This window comes from Pseudomonas fluorescens (assembly GCF_902497745.1).
Classification (GTDB): Bacteria; Pseudomonadota; Gammaproteobacteria; order Pseudomonadales; family Pseudomonadaceae; genus Aquipseudomonas; species Aquipseudomonas fluorescens_BM.
Genome location: NZ_CABVHJ010000003.1, coordinates 420,442 through 439,135, shown reverse-complemented (window position 1 = coordinate 439,135; position 18,694 = coordinate 420,442). Strand labels below are relative to the sequence as shown.

At 52.2% G+C, this 18,694-nt stretch carries 20 protein-coding genes and 2 pseudogenes; 13 read left to right on the top strand and 9 right to left on the bottom strand.

What is annotated here, in order from left to right:
* Window positions 1–638 (top strand): IS3 family transposase (locus tag F8N44_RS07205; protein WP_150649842.1); only part of this gene is annotated, 638 nt, incomplete at its 5' end.
* Here F8N44_RS07205 and F8N44_RS07200 read toward each other — a convergent pair.
* Window positions 610–966 (bottom strand): RHS repeat-associated core domain-containing protein, encoded by a 357-nt coding sequence (locus F8N44_RS07200; protein ID WP_150649829.1) that lies wholly within the window; start codon window positions 964–966, stop codon window positions 610–612. The genes F8N44_RS07205 and F8N44_RS07200 overlap by 29 nt on opposite strands.
* Window positions 967–2,143: 1,177 nt before the next feature.
* A complete protein-coding gene (locus F8N44_RS07190) occupies window positions 2,144–3,568 on the bottom strand; it encodes an IS1182 family transposase (RefSeq protein ID WP_191630867.1) in 1,425 nt (474 codons plus the stop codon).
* Window positions 3,569–4,332: 764 nt separating this feature from the next.
* Between F8N44_RS07190 and F8N44_RS07185 the strand changes: the two genes are divergently transcribed.
* The 8 genes and pseudogenes from F8N44_RS07185 to F8N44_RS07150 form a co-directional block, all read left to right on the top strand.
* The gene (locus F8N44_RS07185) at window positions 4,333–4,512 is read left to right on the top strand and encodes a carbon storage regulator (protein WP_150649827.1); all 180 of its coding nucleotides are present in this window, start codon (window positions 4,333–4,335) and stop codon (window positions 4,510–4,512) included.
* Entirely contained in the window at window positions 4,512–4,715 is a 204-nt protein-coding gene (locus tag F8N44_RS07180; RefSeq protein ID WP_150649826.1) for a hypothetical protein, read from the top strand. Before F8N44_RS07185 ends, F8N44_RS07180 begins: the two co-directional genes overlap by 1 nt.
* 247 nt (window positions 4,716–4,962) lie before the next feature.
* Complete coding sequence (locus tag F8N44_RS07175; RefSeq protein WP_150649825.1) at window positions 4,963–5,418, top strand: hypothetical protein; 456 nt, start codon at window positions 4,963–4,965, stop codon at window positions 5,416–5,418.
* 683 nt (window positions 5,419–6,101) lie between these two features.
* The gene (locus tag F8N44_RS07170) at window positions 6,102–6,695 is read left to right on the top strand and encodes a hypothetical protein (RefSeq protein ID WP_150649824.1); all 594 of its coding nucleotides are present in this window, start codon (window positions 6,102–6,104) and stop codon (window positions 6,693–6,695) included.
* A gap of 408 nt (window positions 6,696–7,103) precedes the next feature.
* A complete protein-coding gene (locus F8N44_RS07165; RefSeq protein ID WP_150649823.1) occupies window positions 7,104–9,143 on the top strand; it encodes a hypothetical protein in 2,040 nt (679 codons plus the stop codon).
* Window positions 9,144–9,711: 568 nt separating this feature from the next.
* The gene (locus F8N44_RS07160) at window positions 9,712–10,359 is read left to right on the top strand and encodes a hypothetical protein (RefSeq protein WP_150649822.1); all 648 of its coding nucleotides are present in this window, start codon (window positions 9,712–9,714) and stop codon (window positions 10,357–10,359) included.
* Between the two features lie 137 nt (window positions 10,360–10,496).
* Complete coding sequence (locus F8N44_RS07155; protein ID WP_150649821.1) at window positions 10,497–10,682, top strand: hypothetical protein; 186 nt, start codon at window positions 10,497–10,499, stop codon at window positions 10,680–10,682.
* Between the two features lie 142 nt (window positions 10,683–10,824).
* Window positions 10,825–10,977: pseudogene (locus F8N44_RS07150) on the top strand (aquaporin); the annotation flags it as partial.
* A gap of 505 nt (window positions 10,978–11,482) precedes the next feature.
* On the opposite strand, the pseudogene F8N44_RS07145 reads toward F8N44_RS07150, so the two are convergent.
* A pseudogene (locus F8N44_RS07145) lies at window positions 11,483–12,479 on the bottom strand (IS30 family transposase).
* Window positions 12,480–12,922: 443 nt separating this feature from the next.
* Between F8N44_RS07145 and F8N44_RS07135 the strand changes: the two are divergent.
* From F8N44_RS07135 to F8N44_RS07125, 3 genes are all read left to right on the top strand, one after another.
* The gene (locus F8N44_RS07135) at window positions 12,923–13,540 is read left to right on the top strand and encodes an IS1 family transposase (RefSeq protein ID WP_150649819.1); all 618 of its coding nucleotides are present in this window, start codon (window positions 12,923–12,925) and stop codon (window positions 13,538–13,540) included.
* On the top strand, window positions 13,537–13,896 hold the full coding sequence (locus F8N44_RS07130; RefSeq protein WP_150649818.1) for a hypothetical protein: 360 nt from the start codon (window positions 13,537–13,539) through the stop codon (window positions 13,894–13,896). Before F8N44_RS07135 ends, F8N44_RS07130 begins: the two co-directional genes overlap by 4 nt.
* A 208-nt stretch (window positions 13,897–14,104) precedes the next feature.
* Entirely contained in the window at window positions 14,105–14,542 is a 438-nt protein-coding gene (locus F8N44_RS07125) for a response regulator (RefSeq protein ID WP_150649817.1), read from the top strand.
* Window positions 14,543–14,658: 116 nt separating this feature from the next.
* On the opposite strand, the gene F8N44_RS07120 is transcribed toward F8N44_RS07125, so the two are convergent.
* The 3 genes from F8N44_RS07120 to F8N44_RS07110 form a co-directional block, all read right to left on the bottom strand.
* Window positions 14,659–15,291 (bottom strand): hypothetical protein, encoded by a 633-nt coding sequence (locus F8N44_RS07120; RefSeq protein WP_150649816.1) that lies wholly within the window; start codon window positions 15,289–15,291, stop codon window positions 14,659–14,661.
* Between the two features lie 101 nt (window positions 15,292–15,392).
* Complete coding sequence (locus tag F8N44_RS07115; RefSeq protein WP_224794742.1) at window positions 15,393–16,211, bottom strand: hypothetical protein; 819 nt, start codon at window positions 16,209–16,211, stop codon at window positions 15,393–15,395.
* A gap of 50 nt (window positions 16,212–16,261) precedes the next feature.
* Window positions 16,262–16,621, bottom strand: coding sequence for a hypothetical protein (locus F8N44_RS07110; RefSeq protein ID WP_150649815.1), 360 nt, complete (start codon window positions 16,619–16,621; stop codon window positions 16,262–16,264).
* A gap of 134 nt (window positions 16,622–16,755) precedes the next feature.
* Here F8N44_RS07110 and F8N44_RS07105 point away from each other — a divergent pair, with 134 nt between their 5' ends.
* Window positions 16,756–17,103 carry a helix-turn-helix domain-containing protein gene (locus F8N44_RS07105; RefSeq protein ID WP_150649814.1) on the top strand — a complete coding sequence of 116 codons (348 nt, stop codon included), beginning with the start codon at window positions 16,756–16,758 and terminating at the stop codon, window positions 17,101–17,103.
* A gap of 14 nt (window positions 17,104–17,117) precedes the next feature.
* Here the strand turns inward: F8N44_RS07105 and F8N44_RS07100 are convergent, their stop codons facing one another.
* The 3 genes from F8N44_RS07100 to F8N44_RS07095 all read right to left on the bottom strand — a co-directional run.
* Window positions 17,118–17,462 carry a hypothetical protein gene (locus F8N44_RS07100; protein ID WP_191630866.1) on the bottom strand — a complete coding sequence of 115 codons (345 nt, stop codon included), beginning with the start codon at window positions 17,460–17,462 and terminating at the stop codon, window positions 17,118–17,120.
* A 29-nt stretch (window positions 17,463–17,491) separates the two neighbouring features.
* Window positions 17,492–17,665 (bottom strand): hypothetical protein, encoded by a 174-nt coding sequence (locus tag F8N44_RS31290; RefSeq protein ID WP_191630865.1) that lies wholly within the window; start codon window positions 17,663–17,665, stop codon window positions 17,492–17,494.
* A gap of 186 nt (window positions 17,666–17,851) precedes the next feature.
* The coding region (locus tag F8N44_RS07095; RefSeq protein WP_150649839.1) for a DUF932 domain-containing protein at window positions 17,852–18,694 on the bottom strand (843 nt) is incomplete at its 5' end.

The window sequence follows — 18,694 nt, the reverse complement described above, 5'->3', positions numbered from 1 at the left end:
AACAAAGTCAGGCGCCGATCAACGTCAAGCGGGTCTATCGCGTGATGCGCGATCATCAGTTGCTGCTTGAGCGACGAATTAAACAACCCGGCGTGGCGCGTCGCCACGAAGGCCGCATTGCCGTCGCCACCAGCGATACCCGGTGGTGCTCGGACGGGTTTGAGTTTCGCTGTGATGATAACGCCAAGCTGAGCGTGACCTTTGCCCTAGACTGCTGCGACCGCGAAGCCATCGGTTGGGTGGCCAGCCCGACCGGGTACAGCGGCGACGATATCCGTGATCTGATGCTGGAGGCGGTGGAAAAACGCTTCGGTGAAGAGGCGCCTGCCACTCCGGTGCAATGGCTGAGCGACAATGGCTCGGCCTACATCGCGGAACAGACACGCCTGTTTGCCCGACAGATAGGCTTGCAGCCGGTGACGACACCGGTGCGCAGCCCACAGAGCAACGGCATGGCCGAGAGCTTCGTCAAAACGATGAAGCGCGACTACGTCGCGCACATGCCCAAACCTGACCGTGAAACAGCCTTGCGCAACCTGACGATTGCCTTTGAGCATTACAACGAGGAGCATCCGCACAGCGCGTTGAAATACCGTTCACCAAGGGAGTTTAGGCGCTTGGCAGCGGCATCAATTTAACGGGGTATTGGTGTCCGGTTTGGCAGGGGCCAGTCCAATCTATAACAATGCCAAGTGTGAGATCTACAAGACTTCTAGAGAGTCTAACTCTTCCCGTCGGGTCCGTATTATTAACCGGGTCCCCTTCGCAATAGGCATACGGATTAATCCCACCCTTGCCAAACGGACTCATGCTGTCCGGTGAGGTAAAACGCCGCAGGCCGGGGCTGTACAGGCGGTAGCCGTTGCCCAGGTGGTAACCACCCAATACCGGGTCGATACGCTCGCCATTAAAGCCCAGGACGCTGCTTAAGTACTCGGCGGCCCTTTGTTCCAATTCATCTCCCATGTTATAGATCCTTTTTTGGTGGATCGCTGATTTCCAGCGGCGAATGGCCAGTTCTTACTGCCCTCGATATCGCTACCGGCCCGATAATTTATTTGAAGCGACAGCGTATCCAGAGACCCTATATCAAAGTATGAGAAGCGCATTCGTCCTGATGTCTCATACGCCTAATCCTTACGTCTCGAATATCATTGCTGGGTGCCTTAGACTATGGCGCGTCAGTCTGCCTTCGACCTTCGGGGGCGCGATAGCGATGTGGGCAGCCTAAAGCTGTGGAGCCTGGCCCTGCTGGTTTTGGCCGAGCGCTACGGTTTGTCGTTTTGCCATAACTGTGAGCTCAGAAAGATGCAATCTGAGCGATGAATGTAAAAACGGTTGCACTGGAGAGCGCTTCGTCAGCTTGTGGCGGGTGACAGCTTTAGACGGCTGGTGAAGCGTTCTACCAGTGCAACGGTAGGATTGATAGTCAGGCTCCGGGCATAGCAACGGACGTTGACTTCGGTAGGGAATGCCCTGAAAAACGATAGCGCTGAACATGCTCGTTGCGCAGGGGGAGTTCAACATTGTGACTTCGCCCCACCAGGTTTCATAGGGCGTCTGCGTTCTACGCAATGATTGTAAACGCTACGCATACCATCCCTGTCGACATGCGCAAGTGCGAATTCCATCCCAGCTCGCTCCGGATGCTGCTGGCCATGGAGCGCATGCGTTTCGGGCCTATGTTTGCTGACTGGTCGAGTCTCGAGCATTTCAGGATGAGAGCTTGGCAGAACTACACGACCCAGGGCGACGAGCACTTTGCGCCGAACTGGAGAGCCAAGCCTCTCTTGGGCCCTTTCCGACCAGCCTCAGGGAACGAGAAGTGCCTCATGGATTTCAATGGCAGGAATATCGACGAGCTTGCGCTTCTCAGCCAACCAGCCCCTCATCCTGCTCACATCGAAAATCTGACCTTGTTCCATGAGCATTAAAACCAGCGCTCGGGAAATTAAATAGTGGCCGCATGAAGGGCAGTCGCGCCCTTCAAAGTCACCACCAACGTGGATGCTTTCAGCGCTTCCGGCGCAAATTAGGCAGCTCATCAGGCTGTGTGAAAACACGCTGAAGGTACTTCAAGCAAACGCCCCAACTTAGTCGGGGCGTTTTGCTTTGTGCGGACAGCAGGCAAGAAAAGGGCGTTTCAGCCCATCAGCGCCATCAACTGACGTGCGCCAAGCACGTTAATCGCTCTTTTCAGGTTATAGGCGTTCACCGCTAAGGCCATTTCAGCTCTCGTGCCTTCGAGTTGTCGTAACAAGAAGCGAGCATTGCCAAACAGCCACTGTTTTAGGTTGCCGAAGGGATGCTCCACGATGGATCTTCGGCTGACCATCATTTCGGGGTGTGCCTGCATTCGCTGCTCCATTCGTTCGAATGCCTCTTCGTGAGCGTGGCGTGAGATATATCGGCGCTTGGCCTCAGTGCATTGCGCTTTCAACGGACAGGCAGCGCAGTCACTCACCGTCGCCTGGTAAATGCGGTTGCCCTTGCTGATTTGCTTGAGTGTCAGCCATTTGCCGGCAGGACATTGATATCGATCCTGCGCTGCATCGTAGGTAAACAGGGTTCGGTCGAAGAACGCCTGTTCCTTGCCGCAGGAGTTACTCGACCGATTCGGCGGCACATAAACCGTGATGCTCTCATCCTCACAAGCCTGGAACTGCTTGCCATTCGAGTAGCCCGCATCGGCAGTGACCGTCAGTTCATCTTGCTGCAGTTGTTCCTTGGCGGCCTTGGCCATCGGCTCAAGTTGCTTGCGATCATCGCTGTCCTGAGTGACTTCATGATGCAGGATCAGACAATGCTCAGCGTCCACGGCGGTTTGCACGTTGTACGCGACCCGCGGCCCTTTGTGCGTTCGCATCATTCGGGCATCGCTTTCATGGGTATTGAATTGCTCAAGCTCCATCGATTTCATCAGCGCCTGGCACGTCAGGTTATTGGAGTGCCTGACTTCAAGTTGCGCCAACGCCGTCTTGACCGCACTGCGATCAACTACCTCATCGGCTTCGGTTTTGTCCGCCTCATCCAGCTCCGCCAGATATTGAGCAATGCGCTTATCCAGCTTCTGCTCCTGGTGCTTGAGCCGCTTCAAATTCATATGACGGCGCGAGGAAGCAACCGCCTGAAATTTGCTGCCATCGATGGCCACCAAATCGCCGGCGATGAGACCCACCGTGCGGCAAAACTGGACGAAGGCACGACAGCTCGCCACAAAGGCAGCTTTGTTGTTCTTGCGGAAATCGGCAATGGTCTTGAAGTCGGGTTTGAGCCGGTTGATCAACCACATCACTTCGATGTTGCGCTGGCACTCGGCTTCGAGCCGCCGCGATGAGCGAATCCGCTGAAAATAGCCGTAGAGGAACAGCTTGAGCTGATCGGCAGGATCGTAAGAGGGGCGCCCAGTGCTTTTGGGTAGCGCTTTATCAAAGCCCAATAGCACAAGGTCCAGCTTGCCGACGTATAGGTCGATAACACGAACGAGGTGATCCTCGGGAATCAACTCTTCCAGCGAGACCGGAAACAGGCTGGTCTGGCTGCGGGATGCTCCTTGGATGTACGCCATAACGAAAAATGCTCCATATCTTTCGATACGGAGCATTTTCTTTGAGCGCCACGCAGATTGCTAGGTTTTCACACAGCCTGTCATGGCTCCCCCTCCTTGTTATTTTCATGAGGATAACGTTTGTCAGGGACCGATTAAACCCTCGAATCCGATGGACCTTCGTTCCGCCAACCGGTCCACCTTTCTCTATCGAATAACCCCAGCCCACTTGTCGCATCCGGTCACGAAGGGCGGCGCCTAGTCACCCCCTATCTATTTTAGAATTCGATATTTGGAAGTTCTTCAACAATGGAGTTTCCCGAGCACTCCAAGCCTGGAACGCCTCCAACACCCCCTTAGTTTTTTGATCTTCGAAACCATCGAGGCGTTCGGCGATCATGATGCTGCGCTCTGAGACGTCGGGATCAGATATATGAGACGTCACGGAGAGGTATTTCTCAGAGTTGAGTATAGTGTATCTGAATGTTCTGCCGCGTTAATAAAAACTGCCGGAACCGGTCGCATCAAAGAGAGATGAAAACTGGTAGTACATCACAGGGAGCGGGGCGCAGCTCTCTATCAGTCCCTAGTTCCATGTTTGACCTGACCTGACCTGCGTGCCACGTGCCAAGTTTTTGCGTTCGAGCTCGCACATGCCATTTCGCAAAAAAGTAGAATGGCATACCGCTTGCGCACATGACTGGCGGTGCTCACTCATTCATTGGTGACCGTAAGTAACCACACTTGGATTAGGTTCCACCTCATCGTACTTAAAGAGCAGAACCATGTTGATTCTCGACCTACAGCTAGGTGAAACCATCCGCATCAACAACGACATCAGAGTCACCGTGGCGGTGGATTGTGGCAAGCAAGTCCGCGTCGGAATAGAGGCGCCCGAGTCAGTGGCGGTACACCGCAAAGAGATCTATCAACGCATTCAGGCTAAAGAACTGGAAAAACTCTAATGACGCAGAGTGCCATTGATGAACTAAGACAAGACCGGCACTTCCTTATCGAGGGCATTAACCGTTTGATTGGCGCTAGTCCCAAGTGGAATAAAGAAGATCGGGCGCGAGGCGAGGCAACAGTTATCAATCTAGTAAACCAAGGCATCGTTATTGAGGCGCAGATCGACAGGATTAGTGCACTGGAGAGTTTGTATGAGTAACCCCGTAGCGGGATTAGGCCTCGGCGCCGTCAATTTAATTAAGTCGCCGAATGCGTTAATCAATGCTTAATTAAGCATTGGACGCTTGCACACCCTTTCCGATATTTTGCCGCTCCAAAAGGAGCGCGCAACTGTTCGGCACTGGATGGCCTTAACTTTCATTCAGCACTATAAGGAGGCCCTCTCACCCTCTCACGTGTCTTATTAAGAGCATAACCTCTTATATTAAACATTGGTGGAGATTAAGATGTGCGATTGTGGTGATGGCAAACACTCAAATGATGAAAATACGGAAGAAAATAACTGGGTATTTGATCATGGAAGAACTGGGTATATTTATTTTCGGAGTGATTGGGGAAGCAATATAACTAATCTTACTATTCGCCATAGATCATGTAATTATATAAATTTCACTGATCGGCATGTATATAATTCAGTTGCAAGTGGAGAAACAACTACTCCATTTGCATTTGAATACTACACAGGTGAAAACAGTTGCTATGATTATTGGTGGATTGTATTTACTTGTGACGGAGTTACGTATACTGTTAAAGATAATTTTTATTGTTCCGTTTTAAATGATGATGATGGTGATGTTTATCTTGCAATTAGTGGGTCGCAAAAGAGGCTTTTTGTCAATTTTTCACAAGACCACAAAGGATCAGGCACAGGTTCTAGAGGATGTTATGTTCATGTTACTTAGGTTCGGGGCTTGTTGATTGATCCCAAAGATAATCGTTACTGCTATGCAGATTGCGGACATGAAAGTATATAAGGCAAAAATTAACTAATGTTTTAATCTCTTTGGGGTTCATTCCCCGCCGCTTGCGGCGTAAGTTTCGCGGATGAGAGATTTCATGTGAGCGGCTTGATTAACACCTTGTCCCAATACCGTGTACGTAACTCATTGCGCATAGTCGCGAGAGGTTATCGGTGTAGGTCACCTGCTGAGCTGGTCCAGCATAGTTGTGATGGAGGTCGGCGCTAATCGGTGGGCCTTGCCAGGTTTTTGGAGCTTTCGGTCTATCGGCGTGTAGGTGGTGTGAGCCTGAATTGAATTCAACCCTGCGCTCGCCAAGTGTTAACTTGCCGGGTCGGAAGGAATTGGTTTTTGAGCGATCTCTTGAATAATAGTGATTGCACGCTGCGCTATTGGAGATAGGGTTTTGCCGGCCACCTCAATGATCGCGTAGTTGAGATAGAATGTTTCCTGCGGTCATTCTGGAGTGAGCTGATATTTCAAATCGCCTATCCCTCCTTCTTTTAAATCGTCAGTCAACCAGTCATGACGCTGGACAGTCAATCGGTCTATCTGCAGCGGAGAGGGGAGAATACAGTACGGGCAGCTATCGATTAATCGGCTTCCGTTACACGGTAGATGGGGCGTTGGCGCCGCGGCTCATTGGTTATCAGAAAAAGCAGAGCAATCGTGGCACGCTCGGTAATTTTCTGGTGGCTGCACGCGATGTTGAAGGAAGTTTAACGCCCGCCGAGAAGGCCCGTATCTCATACGACGGCTACGTGACAATCAAGAATGATCAGGCAGCGCCTAGCTATCAGTTGGCTGATCAAGAGTTGGTAGCGTCGAGGTATCTTGACTCCAGGTTTCGTGACGCACTCGCGAGGCGCCCGTTCGATGCGTGGAAAACGGTGGGTATAAACAACGCTGAGATTGATGACTTGCGGGATGGGGACATCATTTACTATGCCGACGATCCATCAGTTCATCATCAGCGGGTTCAAGTAAACTTCTTCAAACTTTTCAAAGGTGTGCCATTTATGCGTTTAGGCGCACGCATCCGTATCATAAAGACTTCGCAGGCACGTACTCAGTTGGTCATACTATGGATGCGGCAAATAACACAGTCATCAAGATTCCCTGATGACTGTGTTATTCAGGCGGCGGTGGCCGTGCGTCAATTTTATGTGTTAGGTGGTGATGCAGCAGAGTTTATGTGGGATGGCGCGCAAATTGTCTGAATACGAGAAAAGTTCGAATAAAATAGAGTAGAAAACCTCCTTTCGCCTGGCTGATCGCGGCCAAGCACGGATGAGGCCCGCAGGAGATTTAAGCTTTATCTGTTTTTATTGTATTTGCTCCGTCATAAACATCATCATCTCTATTTTTTTTTGTTTTGAAATTCAATATCGAATGGTCCAGCACGCCTCGTGCTCGATGATCCTGTCGCGAGACGTCAGGGCTAGAAATATGAGACGCGGTGAAGAGTTACGCCTGAGTGATTGAGCCATAGTTAGGTTCAGTTTTTCGTACAAAAAATCAATAGGGCCGTGTAGGGGCATCAAGGCTAGGGTCGCTCTTTCGACGTCTATTTCATTGGGTATAGCAGTCCTTTCCCGCGAATGGCATTTCCCTCGGAGGCCAATAAAATGGCGAAACACAACGGTACTCAATTAGAAGCACAGCAGGGCGATCAGGTGCAGGGCATTGAGATTCGTCCGTTGAATGGCCGCGATTTTCAACCGTCCGGTACCAGCATTTCGTATGACTGCGCGCGAGCGACTATCGCTGGTAAATACACATACGACGTCAATGACTTCATCGTATTTACCCTCACGGGTGAGGCTTCTTTTGATGGCAAAGATCCAGATTTTAAGAGGATAAAGAAGTCGGTGACGTCGGAGGGCTTTGCCGATGTGACATTCTATGGTTTGGTCGCAGATCCTATGGTTCATGTGGTTTTGAGTGCAACCCTATCTAGTGACTTGGAGGTCAGCGGTACACGTAACTTTACCTTCATGGCGTACCCGATTGCGACGGCTGTTCAACTGGGTTGTGTGACGGTGGGCGACGGACTGGCGATCACGGCGGGTAAGCTGAGCGTGAAGGCTGCGGGCGGGGTGCCGTACAGCTTGCCGACCGCGACTCCAACCATCTTGGGCGGGGTGAAGCAAGGCACTAACGTCAGCATTGCCAGCGATGGAAAGCTATCGGTTGCCGCAGCAACAACAGCGGTCGCGGGTGTTGTGCCACTGGCAAGTGCGGCCGAGGTAAAGGCTGGTCAGGATGTTTCCAAGGCTGTGACTGCTAAAGATGTCAGCGCTGTGTATGCGCCGCTGGCAAGCCCGCAGTTTAGTGGTTGCGCGACGATCACAGATCCGCAGGCGGGAGCCAAAGTGCTTCTCGCGATGACCGTTGATGGCAGCTATCACAGGGTGGCGCCCACGACCTTGGATCAAAGGTCAATCTACCTGCAGGTAGGTGGGTCTGAGTACAACGCCAACAGTTATCGATTAATAGGGTTTGGATATAACAACAGCAGTGCAAAGAATCCGCCGGTCGCCATTGGCAGCGTTGAAATGGACCCAGACGGCAGCACAAAGGCTGACTTCATTGTTGCGACTCGTTCAGATACCTCGGCTAACCCTCCTGTGGAACGCTTGCGAGTGGCTGCCGATGGTAGGGTCACGATCACCAATGATCAAACGAAGATTGCGCCAACGGATCAGGAGCTGGTAACTAAGAAATTGTTGAGCCAATCGACACAAGGCATGACGACTATTGCGGTCGTCACGCCAACTAACGGTGGTGTCATTCTCAGTCTGACAGCTGACCAGGTTCGTTGTCCGATCATGCGTTTTACGGGGTTACAAGGTGGGCCTTCCTATGTCCGAATGGGGGCCGTGGGTCGGTGGACAATCATCAATGATTGCTCAGGGGGAAAACCACTTTACTTTCAGTATTCGGCATCCGACCACCCCGAGCTGCCGATCTATGATGGCCAGCGCGTAGATATAATCGTGGTGAACAAAGGGGCGGAGGGGACTCATACCTACCTTGTTACGCCACCGGTGCTAAATCCGGCCTTCATGGGCACAGTCATGATCACCAATGACCAGACGAAGATACCGCCTGTCGCCCAGGAGTTGGTAACGAAAAAATATCTGGACGGCGCCACTAAGTCAGGTCGGGCAAAATCAGGCGCTAACATAGATGTTTCCGACGATGGCGCAGTATCGGTCATATCTAACCCGAACTTTAAGGGAGCGGTCACGATCACCAACGATCAGGCAACGAATTCGCCAACCGATCAGGAACTGGTGACTGCGGCTTGGGTGAGGAATAGGTCTTTTCTGAGTAACACCAACGTTTATGAGCTTCCTTTTTCCAGCGACAATAAATATGAAGTCGTCCCGGGAGATGTGCTCTGTATCTCAAAGAAACCCGCTGAGCGAACTTGGTACGCTCAAGCAATCATTGGGGCCTCAAAAATGAAGCCTGGCGGGCAAATATATATTATTTATGAAGCTTCGACGATTGCTTTTAAGGCGTGTTTTAACGCCCCCGTAAATACCTTCGGAGTTATTGATGTGTCCCGCGAAGGTACAAACAACATTATATATTTAAGTTCCGGGACAAAAGTAACGGCACAATGGACCGGAACTCAATGGTTGATTTGGCAGCTTTGATTATGTCAACACGATTTACAAGTCCTAAACTGAGTTGAAATATGACATTGACTCTCCTCTTGTCAGTGGTTTGACTTGATGTTGAGCCCGACAGCAAATCGGATGAATAAACTTTATATTCGGGTCGATTTTTTGGCTGGGTGGCTATTACTTAATACTTGAGTGTGGCACTGCACACGGGTTTGCCGCAGTTTGTTTTTCTGGTGGTGTTAATTTTAATGGGGTGTTATTCGAGTATCCTATAATTTTACTATTGGCGATGAGCTGTTCTACAAGTTGCTTTGGAGTGGGTTTAACTACTGAATAGTGAAGATTTATCATGCGCTCTGAGAGATTTTCAGGGTGGGTTGCTCTCTTGAGTTGTCGGTGTGTTCAGCAGCGCGTGTCTAGTTGATAAGTGTTGGGTTAGTGATTTTGTCAGTGATTTATATCGCCCTGATTAAATACAGATACTGACCTTAATTAATACTCAAAGTCGGTCTGCCAGTGCCGGGTGGTGAGTGTTGATTTTTAAAAAAAGCTGAATGTCGAGTTAAGTGAGCCGAAACCGCTCACGACCTATTGAAGGGTGAAATTTCATATTTTTATTACGACAAACTACAAAGGTGTTGTCATGCCAGTATTACCTATTGCAACAGTAAACAGTCTGGGCGGTGTCAAGCTGGATCCGCTCAAGGACATTCAAACAGACGCCGGGACGATCAGTACGAAATACAACGGCCTTCTTAATTTTGAAAACAAGTCTGTCGTTGTGGGTGACGGCGCGCAAGGCTCAAGTTTATGTGTAGCTATAGGTAGGTTGGCCAAGACCGGTACTGGCGAAGCTATTGCGATTGGGCGTTTTAGTCAGTCGTTGGGCAATCGCTCGGTTGCTGTGGGAGGAGGATCAGACGGTCATCCTAATGTGAGTGCGGCGGCGGGCTGTAGCGTGGCTTTGGGTTACGGCACAGAGGTGAGTCAAGATAACTCTGTTGCGTTGGGCTACGAGTCTGCAGCAGATGAGTCCTATGTTGTCTCTGTGGGCAAACTGCCAATCACGAGGCGCATTGTTAATGTGACAGACGGGGTGGATTCTAACGATGCGGTTACTTTTGGGCAGTTTAAAAGAACTCTCAAAGACCACGGTATACAACAGGCTCAGCAGATCACCACCCTTCAGCAGCGGATTGAAGCACTTGAGCATCAATTAGCACTGCTACTGGAGCAAAAGCGGTGAGCGAGGTTCGTGAGCTCGGCAAGGCTAGGCGGTTGTAGGTCATAACCGGTACATGGCAGTCAACGCAGTGCCAAAGACCTTGAGTCGTGCAGTGTGGGCCTTGCTTGGGGGCTGTGCCCACATACAGCGAGACGGCGATGCGTCCGCAAGTCACCTCGATAGACCCGATGGTTGCCGCGACTATGCAAGGTACGCTGCTGCTGCCGGATCAGTCAGTCATGTTGGCCAATGCTTTGGTATACGCGTTCAATCGCTGGAGTTTTTCAACATGGACGCCGATGGCCTCGGGGCGAGCCCCGCCAACGACGCCAATGACTGAGTGACATTACCCGCGTTCGGAGCCGTGGCGCATGTACTGATGACACAGCCCAAGTCGGAGCGCATCAGCGATTCGGCGGGTTCCAGCGGTTCGCTGGCAATCACTGACATTTGACAACCGTTTCCCGAAGCAGGGGCTTGTCGCTGGTGAGCCCTGCGCGCAGTACTGGTGTTGCGCTGTTTCAGGGCAGTTGGGCGATTGATCAGCTGTGGCTGTTCTGGGTCGCCCCCATTCTGGGTGCGGTGCTCGGCGGCCTGATTTCTCGGGTATTCAATGCCAAGGTTTGCAAGGGTGAATAACCCGAGATTGTTTGGACGGAATGGGTGATATCCCGCGAGCCGGCTCTATAGGCAATGTCAAAGGTCGCGCCGAGCAATTAATTTGCTCGATGTCAGCCTTGTGCTGCCTGTAGCTGTCGGCGGTGCTGATATTTTTCATTGGGCGCGAGACAGGAGGGTAAATATTTGAGACGTGGCGGGGTGTCAACGATTTCTTGGATTATCAATATTAGCTTTTTTCTATTATCAAGGATTGGCAGTTTAGCGGTTTAGCAGTCCCGGTGAATATAATGAACTACTCAGTATTTTTACTTTATCGAGCACCGTATCGGCTAAGTCAACTAGTTGTGGCGATGGCCTCTCTCTGTGTTTTTGGGCTGTCTACTGATGTTTTGGCTGCGTGTGATCCCGATGCTCCTGCTACTGCGCCCGTTGCCAATCAGAGTTTGAGTGACTGTGCGCATGTTGCTGGTTACCTAGGACACACGGTGGTCTCAAGGAGCAAGTGCAACAGTCAGTTAATGGTTTAGAACTTGTTGCTCGCGGATAGCTGAAGGTAATCAACCAGTACCTCGACCGGAAACTTCCAGTCCTGCGTTTGGCGTGGCCGAGTGTTCAGCAAGTCGGCAATTTCGTCCAGTCGCTCCTGGCTGACCAGTGAGAGATCCGTGCTTTTGGGCAAATACTGGCGCAGCAAGCCATTGGTGTTTTCATTGCTGCCGCGTTGCCACGGACTGTGCGGATCTGCAAAGTAAATTTTCATGCCGGTGTCTGCTGTGATTTCAGCGTGGCGGGCCATTTCACTGCCTTGATCGTGTGTCATGGTTTTCAGCAGCGATGGTGCCATTCGCGACATCTCTCGGGTAATGGCTTGAGCTGCTGCATCGGCGGTCGCTGCGTCGAGTTTTGCCAGGATCACGTAACGGCAGATGCGCTCAACCATCGTGGCGACAGCGGAGCGGTTGTTGGCCCCGATAATCAGGTCGCTTTCCAGTGACCTGGGACAAGGCGGTCTGCGACCTCCGGTGGACTCAGGTGGATGCTGAGTTCCGCAGGATAGCGATCTCGACGTGTGGCACTCTGGGTTCGCGGGCGGCGCTTGCCCTTACCTTGGTGCAAGTAGGTGATGAGCTGGCGTTTCAACTCGCCTCGCGGATAGGCATAAATTGCCAGGTAGATGGTTTCGTGACTCACATGTCGATCGGGGTGATCGGGCCAAATGTGGCGTAGCCTGCTGGCGATTTGCTGGGGTGACCAGCCAATGCGCAACATTTCCATGATCACCTGGAACAACTCAGAGCCAGAGCGCAAGTGACGGCGCGGCTTGTGCCGTAGCACTCGTGCCCTGCTGGCGGCGTGAGCCGAATCGTATCGACCCAGTTGGATGTGCCGCCTGATTCACGGCTAATGGTACTGGGGTGGCGTCTGAGCAAAACGGCGATAGCTCGCAGAGAGAGGGCGGTCTCAAGGACCAAGTGCAACACCTGATGTAAGGTGTTGCCATGCCAACGAAGTACACACATCTCAGCACTGAGGAGCGCGTCGCCATCATGGTGATGCAGCTTCAACAACTCTCCATCATTTGGACATTGACTCGTTTTTCTAGAGTGATGGATTAACTAAACTCGTCCATCGCTGCCATGTTGATAAATACCTTGAAGCTGATTGGTTCACGGTTGTCAGCAGGGTCAAATATCTTGAGTTGGCCGACCAACTCAACCACGGGCCAATCGAGTGCCATCGGCTGATCAAGCCCATTCAATTTCGCATAGCTCCTACTGGCCCGTGCCTTGTGCCCGAAATACGCACGAGCTCAATAGCGTTTTGATATGGCTAACACTGAATCGTAACCAGGAAAATTTCTCTCGTCTGCTTATCCCCGGACTCGATGATTAACTTGATGACGCCGCATGTTTGCCGGAGTGCTCACATCCCGAAGCTAATCGGTTAATTCACTAAATTACCCATGAAAAACTCAAACTCTATGTCCGATGCTCCCGCGCCACCCGACTACCACCGATGCCTGCCCGTCGAACTCCACAGTCAAGCGGATGCCTTTATCCACTATCTGCTTGAGCTACCTAAAAAATCACCGGTCGAGTGCCCAGCGTGCAGTCATCCACGCTTTAGACTGGACCCCAGTCAAAATCTGCGCCTGCCTTTTTACCGCTGCGCCGCGTGCAACAAAGGCTTTAACTGTCTGTCGAAAACCCCATTTTCGGGGTACGGGTTGATGCACCTGTGGGCGACCTATGCTCAGTACCTGTTAGCCGGTTGGCCGACGCAAAGTATTGCCAAAGCGATGAGCATCTCCCCCAGTACCACGTGGCGCTGGATCAAGCCCTGCCGCGCCGTGATGGCCAATGAATTTCCGGCGCTCTATCACTGGTGGTCAGCACGGCAAGACCGAGCCAGTCTGGAGCCTCCCGCGCATATTGCCGCCCAAGCCCAGGCGTTTCTCAGTGGGTTAGAGCTACTGTTGACGACTCAACAGGCCGTGTGCCCGAAGTGTGGTTCGCCAGATATGCAGCGTACCGATGAGCGACGTCCTGATTTCGCTGCGCCAGCTGCGGGAGCAAGATGAGTTTACTGCGTGGCACGCTGCTGTCCCGAGTGGGTTATCCGGAACACTGGCTGGGGTTTGCTCAAGGGCTGATCAATGGCGAAAGCCTGGTGGATTTGCAGCGACGTGCAGGGCTTTGCGGGCAAGCGTGTAAGCGTTGGCAGGTGCGGTTTACTCAGATGCTGGAGCAGCAGGGGCACACCGAGCTCATCCACTGGATTACTTGGCTCCGTAGTCGCCGAGTCAAGGAGGTGAATGATTTTGTGCGTGACGGCGGGCAGATGGAGGCAGTTACCGGCTCTCGTTATTCCGCTGGATCGAAACGGGTGTTTGCCCTTCCACCGCATCACCCCCGGAAGCGGAAGTCCGTTTCTTAAACCCCATCAGCGGAATGCATTGTGCCGCTACCTATACACCGGCAATAGCAGCACCACGGCGGTTGGCATGTTGGTAATTGAGACGGGCACCCGTGGAAGCAAGCGATTGAATACGAAAATATTGGATAGAGACATCTAGAAATCAAGTGAACTGAATATTCACTGTCTCTACCAAAGTTTTATTACCTACTTCGTCAAAGGCTCACGAATGATCAACAAACGGCTTCGCTTTCTCATTGTTGATGAGCGTCACATCAATTGCAGGCTGATAGAAAAATATTTAAACCATTTGGGCTATTATGGCGTGGCCACTGCGCAGAGTTTTAGTGAGATGCTCATTTTGGTTGAGGTCGGTCTCGTACCCTTTGATTTGGTGATCTTCAATGCGGCGGTTGTTAGTCGGGAATTTGATTTGTCTGCGCTTCTTCGCCTTGGTCGTCATGTGCGCCACTCATTAGCCTATAACCAAGAAGTCCTATTCTCATCAAGCACTGATACTCAAACTTCAATGAACTTCGACTTTGCTAAGCTACCTGATGAGGAATGCATCAAGGAGCTACTGAAAGGTATAGAGCACGGGGGCAGCCATTTAAACACCCCAGCTCCGCTTCCTGCGCCAAATGGTTTGGTTGAGTCTAAGGCGTGAGCGCAAAGCCTGACTGCACGCCCATGTGAGATGGCGGGGCATGCAGTGTGGCAGGGGGCTTCTCTGCACCGGTTCGTCTGATGGGTCGCATCGATGGGTATTTTCCGAATGGGCCTTTAAAAGTACTTCTTGTTTAAGCCCAGAAGCATCATGCCTTTGTCGTAGCACAGCGGGACACTCTGGCAGCTGCCACCCGTTTTTTTAACATCTTGCTCTTTGACGATGGGTAGGTATTTGGGTAAGTCTTCATCTTCTATTTCTTTGCCATCAACCGAACAGTTGAAGCTCGCCGTCGGCATACAGACCACTTCCGGTAACGGCTGCGTTGACTGCATAGGTGTGGGCTCGGCAGGCGCGTTAAAATATTTCCCGCCAAATCCGGGTCCCGTTCCACTTTTGTAAGACACTGGGTTACCTTTTGCATCAGTTCCCAAGTACCAACCGAATGTATAGTGATAGCTACCCGCAGGTGCATTGCCAGCGAAACTACCACTGTTGGAACAGCCCCCTTGATCGTCGCACATGGCATTCTGTTGACTGCTGAGACTTTCAATACGTTGTTGACCCAGCTGGTCGGTGTAGACGTTGCTGATCCGAACCGGCGTATTCGGAACACGGCAATCCCATTCTTTGAGGTCGTAGTACTGGTCTACTCGGATCAACGAACAAGCCGTGACATTGTCTTGAGCCTGTACGGTACCGCCAAGCATTATCAGGAGTGGGAGCAGCGTGAGTGGTGCATGCTTCATGATGATACCTTTCGTGATAATAGGGGCTGGGCTTTGCCGTACGGTAGTTGTCCATTAAGGCTAAAAAATAAAGGCACGGTTTTTTCCGTGCCTTTTTGCATCTAGTGAATGCCCACCGGCTTGTCATTTTTGTCATAACAGATCGGGTATTCGCAATACCCGCCGGCATTGAGTACTTCCAGTTCGTAGACCGATGGCAGGTATTGCTTGAGCGCTGTCTTGGCCACTTTTTTACCATTGATAGTGCAGTCATCGTCGGCCTGGGGATTGCACCACGCTTCTTTGATCTCAATATGTTTGGTGGGTTTAGTCATGGGCTGATTTTCAACCTTTGGCGCCGCATCGACAGGCTGGCCACGCGATGCGTTGGTATCTAAGTGGTACGCGGCAATCGTATCGTTTACGTTCGTCTGGCTGATGCCGTGATCCAGTAAGAAGTCCCGAAGCGTTGTGCGGGCTTGAGCGTACGTCACCCCTTTGCCTTTTTTATTGGGTCCGCCGTCCATGCGATAGGCAATCGGATAACCATCCTCACTTTCATAGATGTAATAGTAAATGGACAGGCTAAAGCTGAGGTCTTGGCCGTACATGCCATAGACGCCTGAGCCGTTGGAGACACGGCAGGTGCCGCGCAGGCATTTGCCGCTGAGCTGGTTGCTGAAGGTGATGTTGCGCTGTTGTTGTGCATTCCACTGTGTAATGTTTCGCGGGAGGGTATACCAAGTGCAGCGGTAAAACTTCGCCCCGTACTGATTCTTCGCCTCTGCACAGGGAATGGCATACGGTAGATCATTCATGGTTTGTTCATTGGGCAACATGGGTGGATACATGTACCCATAGTCGACCTCTGCTTGCGCGTTTATCGATAGGGCGAGCACCGCGCAGCCTGCCGTGTTGAGTAGGGCTGATTTTAAGTTCATGGTTTCAACTCGGTAATGGTCTGAGATACAACGATTGATTGCGTTGTCTGCTATTTCTTGTAAATGACTTTCAGTTTTTTATTGACGTAGTCTTTGATGATTTCGTAGTCGGGGTTGTAAGTCGCCAGCGTATGGCCGGCACTGACCACGGTCGCAGCGGCGGCTAAGATGACACTTGCCGGTAACGAAGCCGCACCCATAAGGGCACCCAACACACCGCCCTGTGCGAGCGCGCCTTTGGCATCGACTTTTATTCGACACGTCAGCCCGAGGTGTTCGATGTGCGTTTCGATATGCCTTATGCCTGCATTAAAGTTTCCTCTTAAGCCAATCACGTCGAACGAGGACCTACTCTCAAGTAAGTGTTCGATCTGAGTCGTATCGATGCCGGTGACAATGGGTAACGTCATTCACGCAATTCCGTTCAATGAGTAGATGGTTGATTTTATTGATGGATATCAACCTTATGGGTCGAGTCTCATCTGTTGTAGTCCTTCATGTCAATAGGGTGATGCCCAACCATCTAGGTTGACTAGGGGGTGGTATGCCGAACACTGAGATGACAAATCTGGCTGGACGAGTGGGACAAGCAATTGCCAAGCAACGCAGTCGCAGTGGTTTGACCCAGGAGGAAGTCGCCGAACGGCTGGGGGTGGGCAATGAGGCGGTATCACGCATCGAGCGCGGCATCGTGATGCCCAACATTGAGCGGTTGCTGGAACTGGCCGGCATCTTTGATTGTGCAGCGGCGGAGCTGTTGACCGAAGTCAGCCCCCGCCCGGACGATCAAGCCACTCGGATCAGCCGGTTATTGATGGAGCTTGATCAGCAAGATCGGCAATTCATTGTGGAGCTGGTTGAGCGTTTGGCCGAGCGTCTGAAAAAGGGTTGAGCACAAGATCCTGTTCATACGTTGTGAGGGGCGGTGCTGGAGTCTTTATCGAACCTGGCACCGCAGCGACAGCAGAAAAAGTCGTAGTGGGCGAATTGGTACTTCTGCACGTCGTTAGCAAACGCGTTCATCGCGCTGCATTCCGAGAGTGCTTCAGACAGGCCTTGGCCAATCAACTCCAACAGGTGTAGCAGACGGCTCTCAGGCCGGGTTGGCGGGTTGATGGCAGGCTCCTTGGCGCGGGTATGGCTCATGCCGACTAGGACGCTCTCCATCGTCCCAATCAGCATGACGGCCACGTTAGCGGCCTCTTTGGACAGGACAGCTTTTGAATCGCAGATCAGGCAGCAGAGGGACATACTGGATTTCCTTATGTAAGTCAGGTGGGTTAGGTGCGTGAGGTTTTGGCCAGGACCACGGCAAACAGTCCGCAGCCCAACCCGACGGCGATGAAGATCGGTGGGAACCGCACCAATAGGCAGATGGCGGCCACCACGAGGCAGCTACCGGCGAGCACGCAAATGAGTACGAACAGATAGAGAAAAAATCGAAGTACGGTCATGGGATATTTCCTATCGATGGATGCTTTATGCATGAGTGACGGAGTGACGTGACGGGATGGGTTGGTTACAGGTGGTCGTGTGGTGCCCGCGACACGCGGCCTTCCCCCGCCAGCGTCAATTGAGGTCAGCGTTCGGGGGGGAGCAGACGGCACCGGTAGGATGTTCGACGCTAACGTCTGGGTGATTCAGGCCACCAGTTGCAGGGCGGTGCTGAGCGCTCGTTGCTTGATCACCGCGCCTTGGCCGAACCAAGCCGCGTCCATGCGGTACTCATTGCTGCGCGCCCGTCGCTCGTGGTCCACGTACTCGGTGACCGCGTTGAGCAGCCCCCAGGCGGTGCCTTGAGCGGCTTCCAGTTCAGCCCCTCGACCATGCCCCTCGTACAGGCTCAGGACTTTGGTCAAGGCGCGTTCATTGGAAACACCGCTGTGCTCCGGCTTGCCCGGCTGCACTTCACACAACACGCTGCGCAGGTAGTCCTTGGCTTCATGGGTTTTTACCGGGCGTGCGGCGAGTGTGCGCATGCGGTACATGAAGTCATCCCACTGAGACACTGTGATGCCCAGTTGCTGTTTGACAGCACGTGGATCAAAACGGGTGCTGTGCGGCACCTTGATCGCTTGGCTGGCGCCGTTCACCGCAATCGTCAGCGTGTTATTGCAGACCACACGAATGGTGGTGGGTGTGGCCGTGGTAGCGAGTGTGCCGTCGCAGGAGGTGGCCAGCAGTAAGTAGCCATTCACCACGTCATTGCCTTTGAGCGCGGTCGATTGCCCGGTGCGTGCCAGTGCCCAGAGCTTTCGGCCACCTTTCAGCACACCAGCGGTTTCTAGCTCATAACCCGAGCGCTCAGTAAGGTCTCGGTAAAATTCCAAAACTTCGCGGGGCTGGACCACCTGATAGCGCTGTGAGACCACCGACAGTGGCGCTTTGCTGTCGGAGCGGTACAGCACCTTCTGCTCCGGGAACGAGTGGATGCTGCCCAGATGACCGATAGCGTCGGCTTTAAAGTGCACTGGGCTTTCTTG

Excerpts from the sequence above, each read along its gene's own strand:
- F8N44_RS07155 (WP_150649821.1), top strand. The coding sequence starts at position 10,497 with ATGCGTCCGCAAGTCACCTCGATAGACCCGATGGTTGCCGCGACTATG.
- F8N44_RS07180 (WP_150649826.1), top strand. The coding sequence starts at position 4,512 with ATGACGCAGAGTGCCATTGATGAACTAAGACAAGACCGGCACTTCCTT.
- F8N44_RS07175 (WP_150649825.1), top strand. The coding sequence starts at position 4,963 with ATGTGCGATTGTGGTGATGGCAAACACTCAAATGATGAAAATACGGAA.
- F8N44_RS07110 (WP_150649815.1), bottom strand. The coding sequence starts at position 16,621 with ATGACGTTACCCATTGTCACCGGCATCGATACGACTCAGATCGAACAC.
- F8N44_RS07185 (WP_150649827.1), top strand. The coding sequence starts at position 4,333 with ATGTTGATTCTCGACCTACAGCTAGGTGAAACCATCCGCATCAACAAC.
- F8N44_RS07105 (WP_150649814.1), top strand. The coding sequence starts at position 16,756 with ATGCCGAACACTGAGATGACAAATCTGGCTGGACGAGTGGGACAAGCA.
- F8N44_RS07115 (WP_224794742.1), bottom strand. The coding sequence starts at position 16,211 with ATGAACTTAAAATCAGCCCTACTCAACACGGCAGGCTGCGCGGTGCTC.
- F8N44_RS07120 (WP_150649816.1), bottom strand. The coding sequence starts at position 15,291 with ATGAAGCATGCACCACTCACGCTGCTCCCACTCCTGATAATGCTTGGC.
- F8N44_RS07135 (WP_150649819.1), top strand. The coding sequence starts at position 12,923 with ATGAAAAACTCAAACTCTATGTCCGATGCTCCCGCGCCACCCGACTAC.
- F8N44_RS31290 (WP_191630865.1), bottom strand. The coding sequence starts at position 17,665 with ATGACCGTACTTCGATTTTTTCTCTATCTGTTCGTACTCATTTGCGTG.
- F8N44_RS07130 (WP_150649818.1), top strand. The coding sequence starts at position 13,537 with ATGAGTTTACTGCGTGGCACGCTGCTGTCCCGAGTGGGTTATCCGGAA.
- F8N44_RS07200 (WP_150649829.1), bottom strand. The coding sequence starts at position 966 with ATGGGAGATGAATTGGAACAAAGGGCCGCCGAGTACTTAAGCAGCGTC.
- F8N44_RS07165 (WP_150649823.1), top strand. The coding sequence starts at position 7,104 with ATGGCGAAACACAACGGTACTCAATTAGAAGCACAGCAGGGCGATCAG.
- F8N44_RS07100 (WP_191630866.1), bottom strand. The coding sequence starts at position 17,462 with ATGTCCCTCTGCTGCCTGATCTGCGATTCAAAAGCTGTCCTGTCCAAA.
- F8N44_RS07190 (WP_191630867.1), bottom strand. The coding sequence starts at position 3,568 with ATGGCGTACATCCAAGGAGCATCCCGCAGCCAGACCAGCCTGTTTCCG.
- F8N44_RS07125 (WP_150649817.1), top strand. The coding sequence starts at position 14,105 with ATGATCAACAAACGGCTTCGCTTTCTCATTGTTGATGAGCGTCACATC.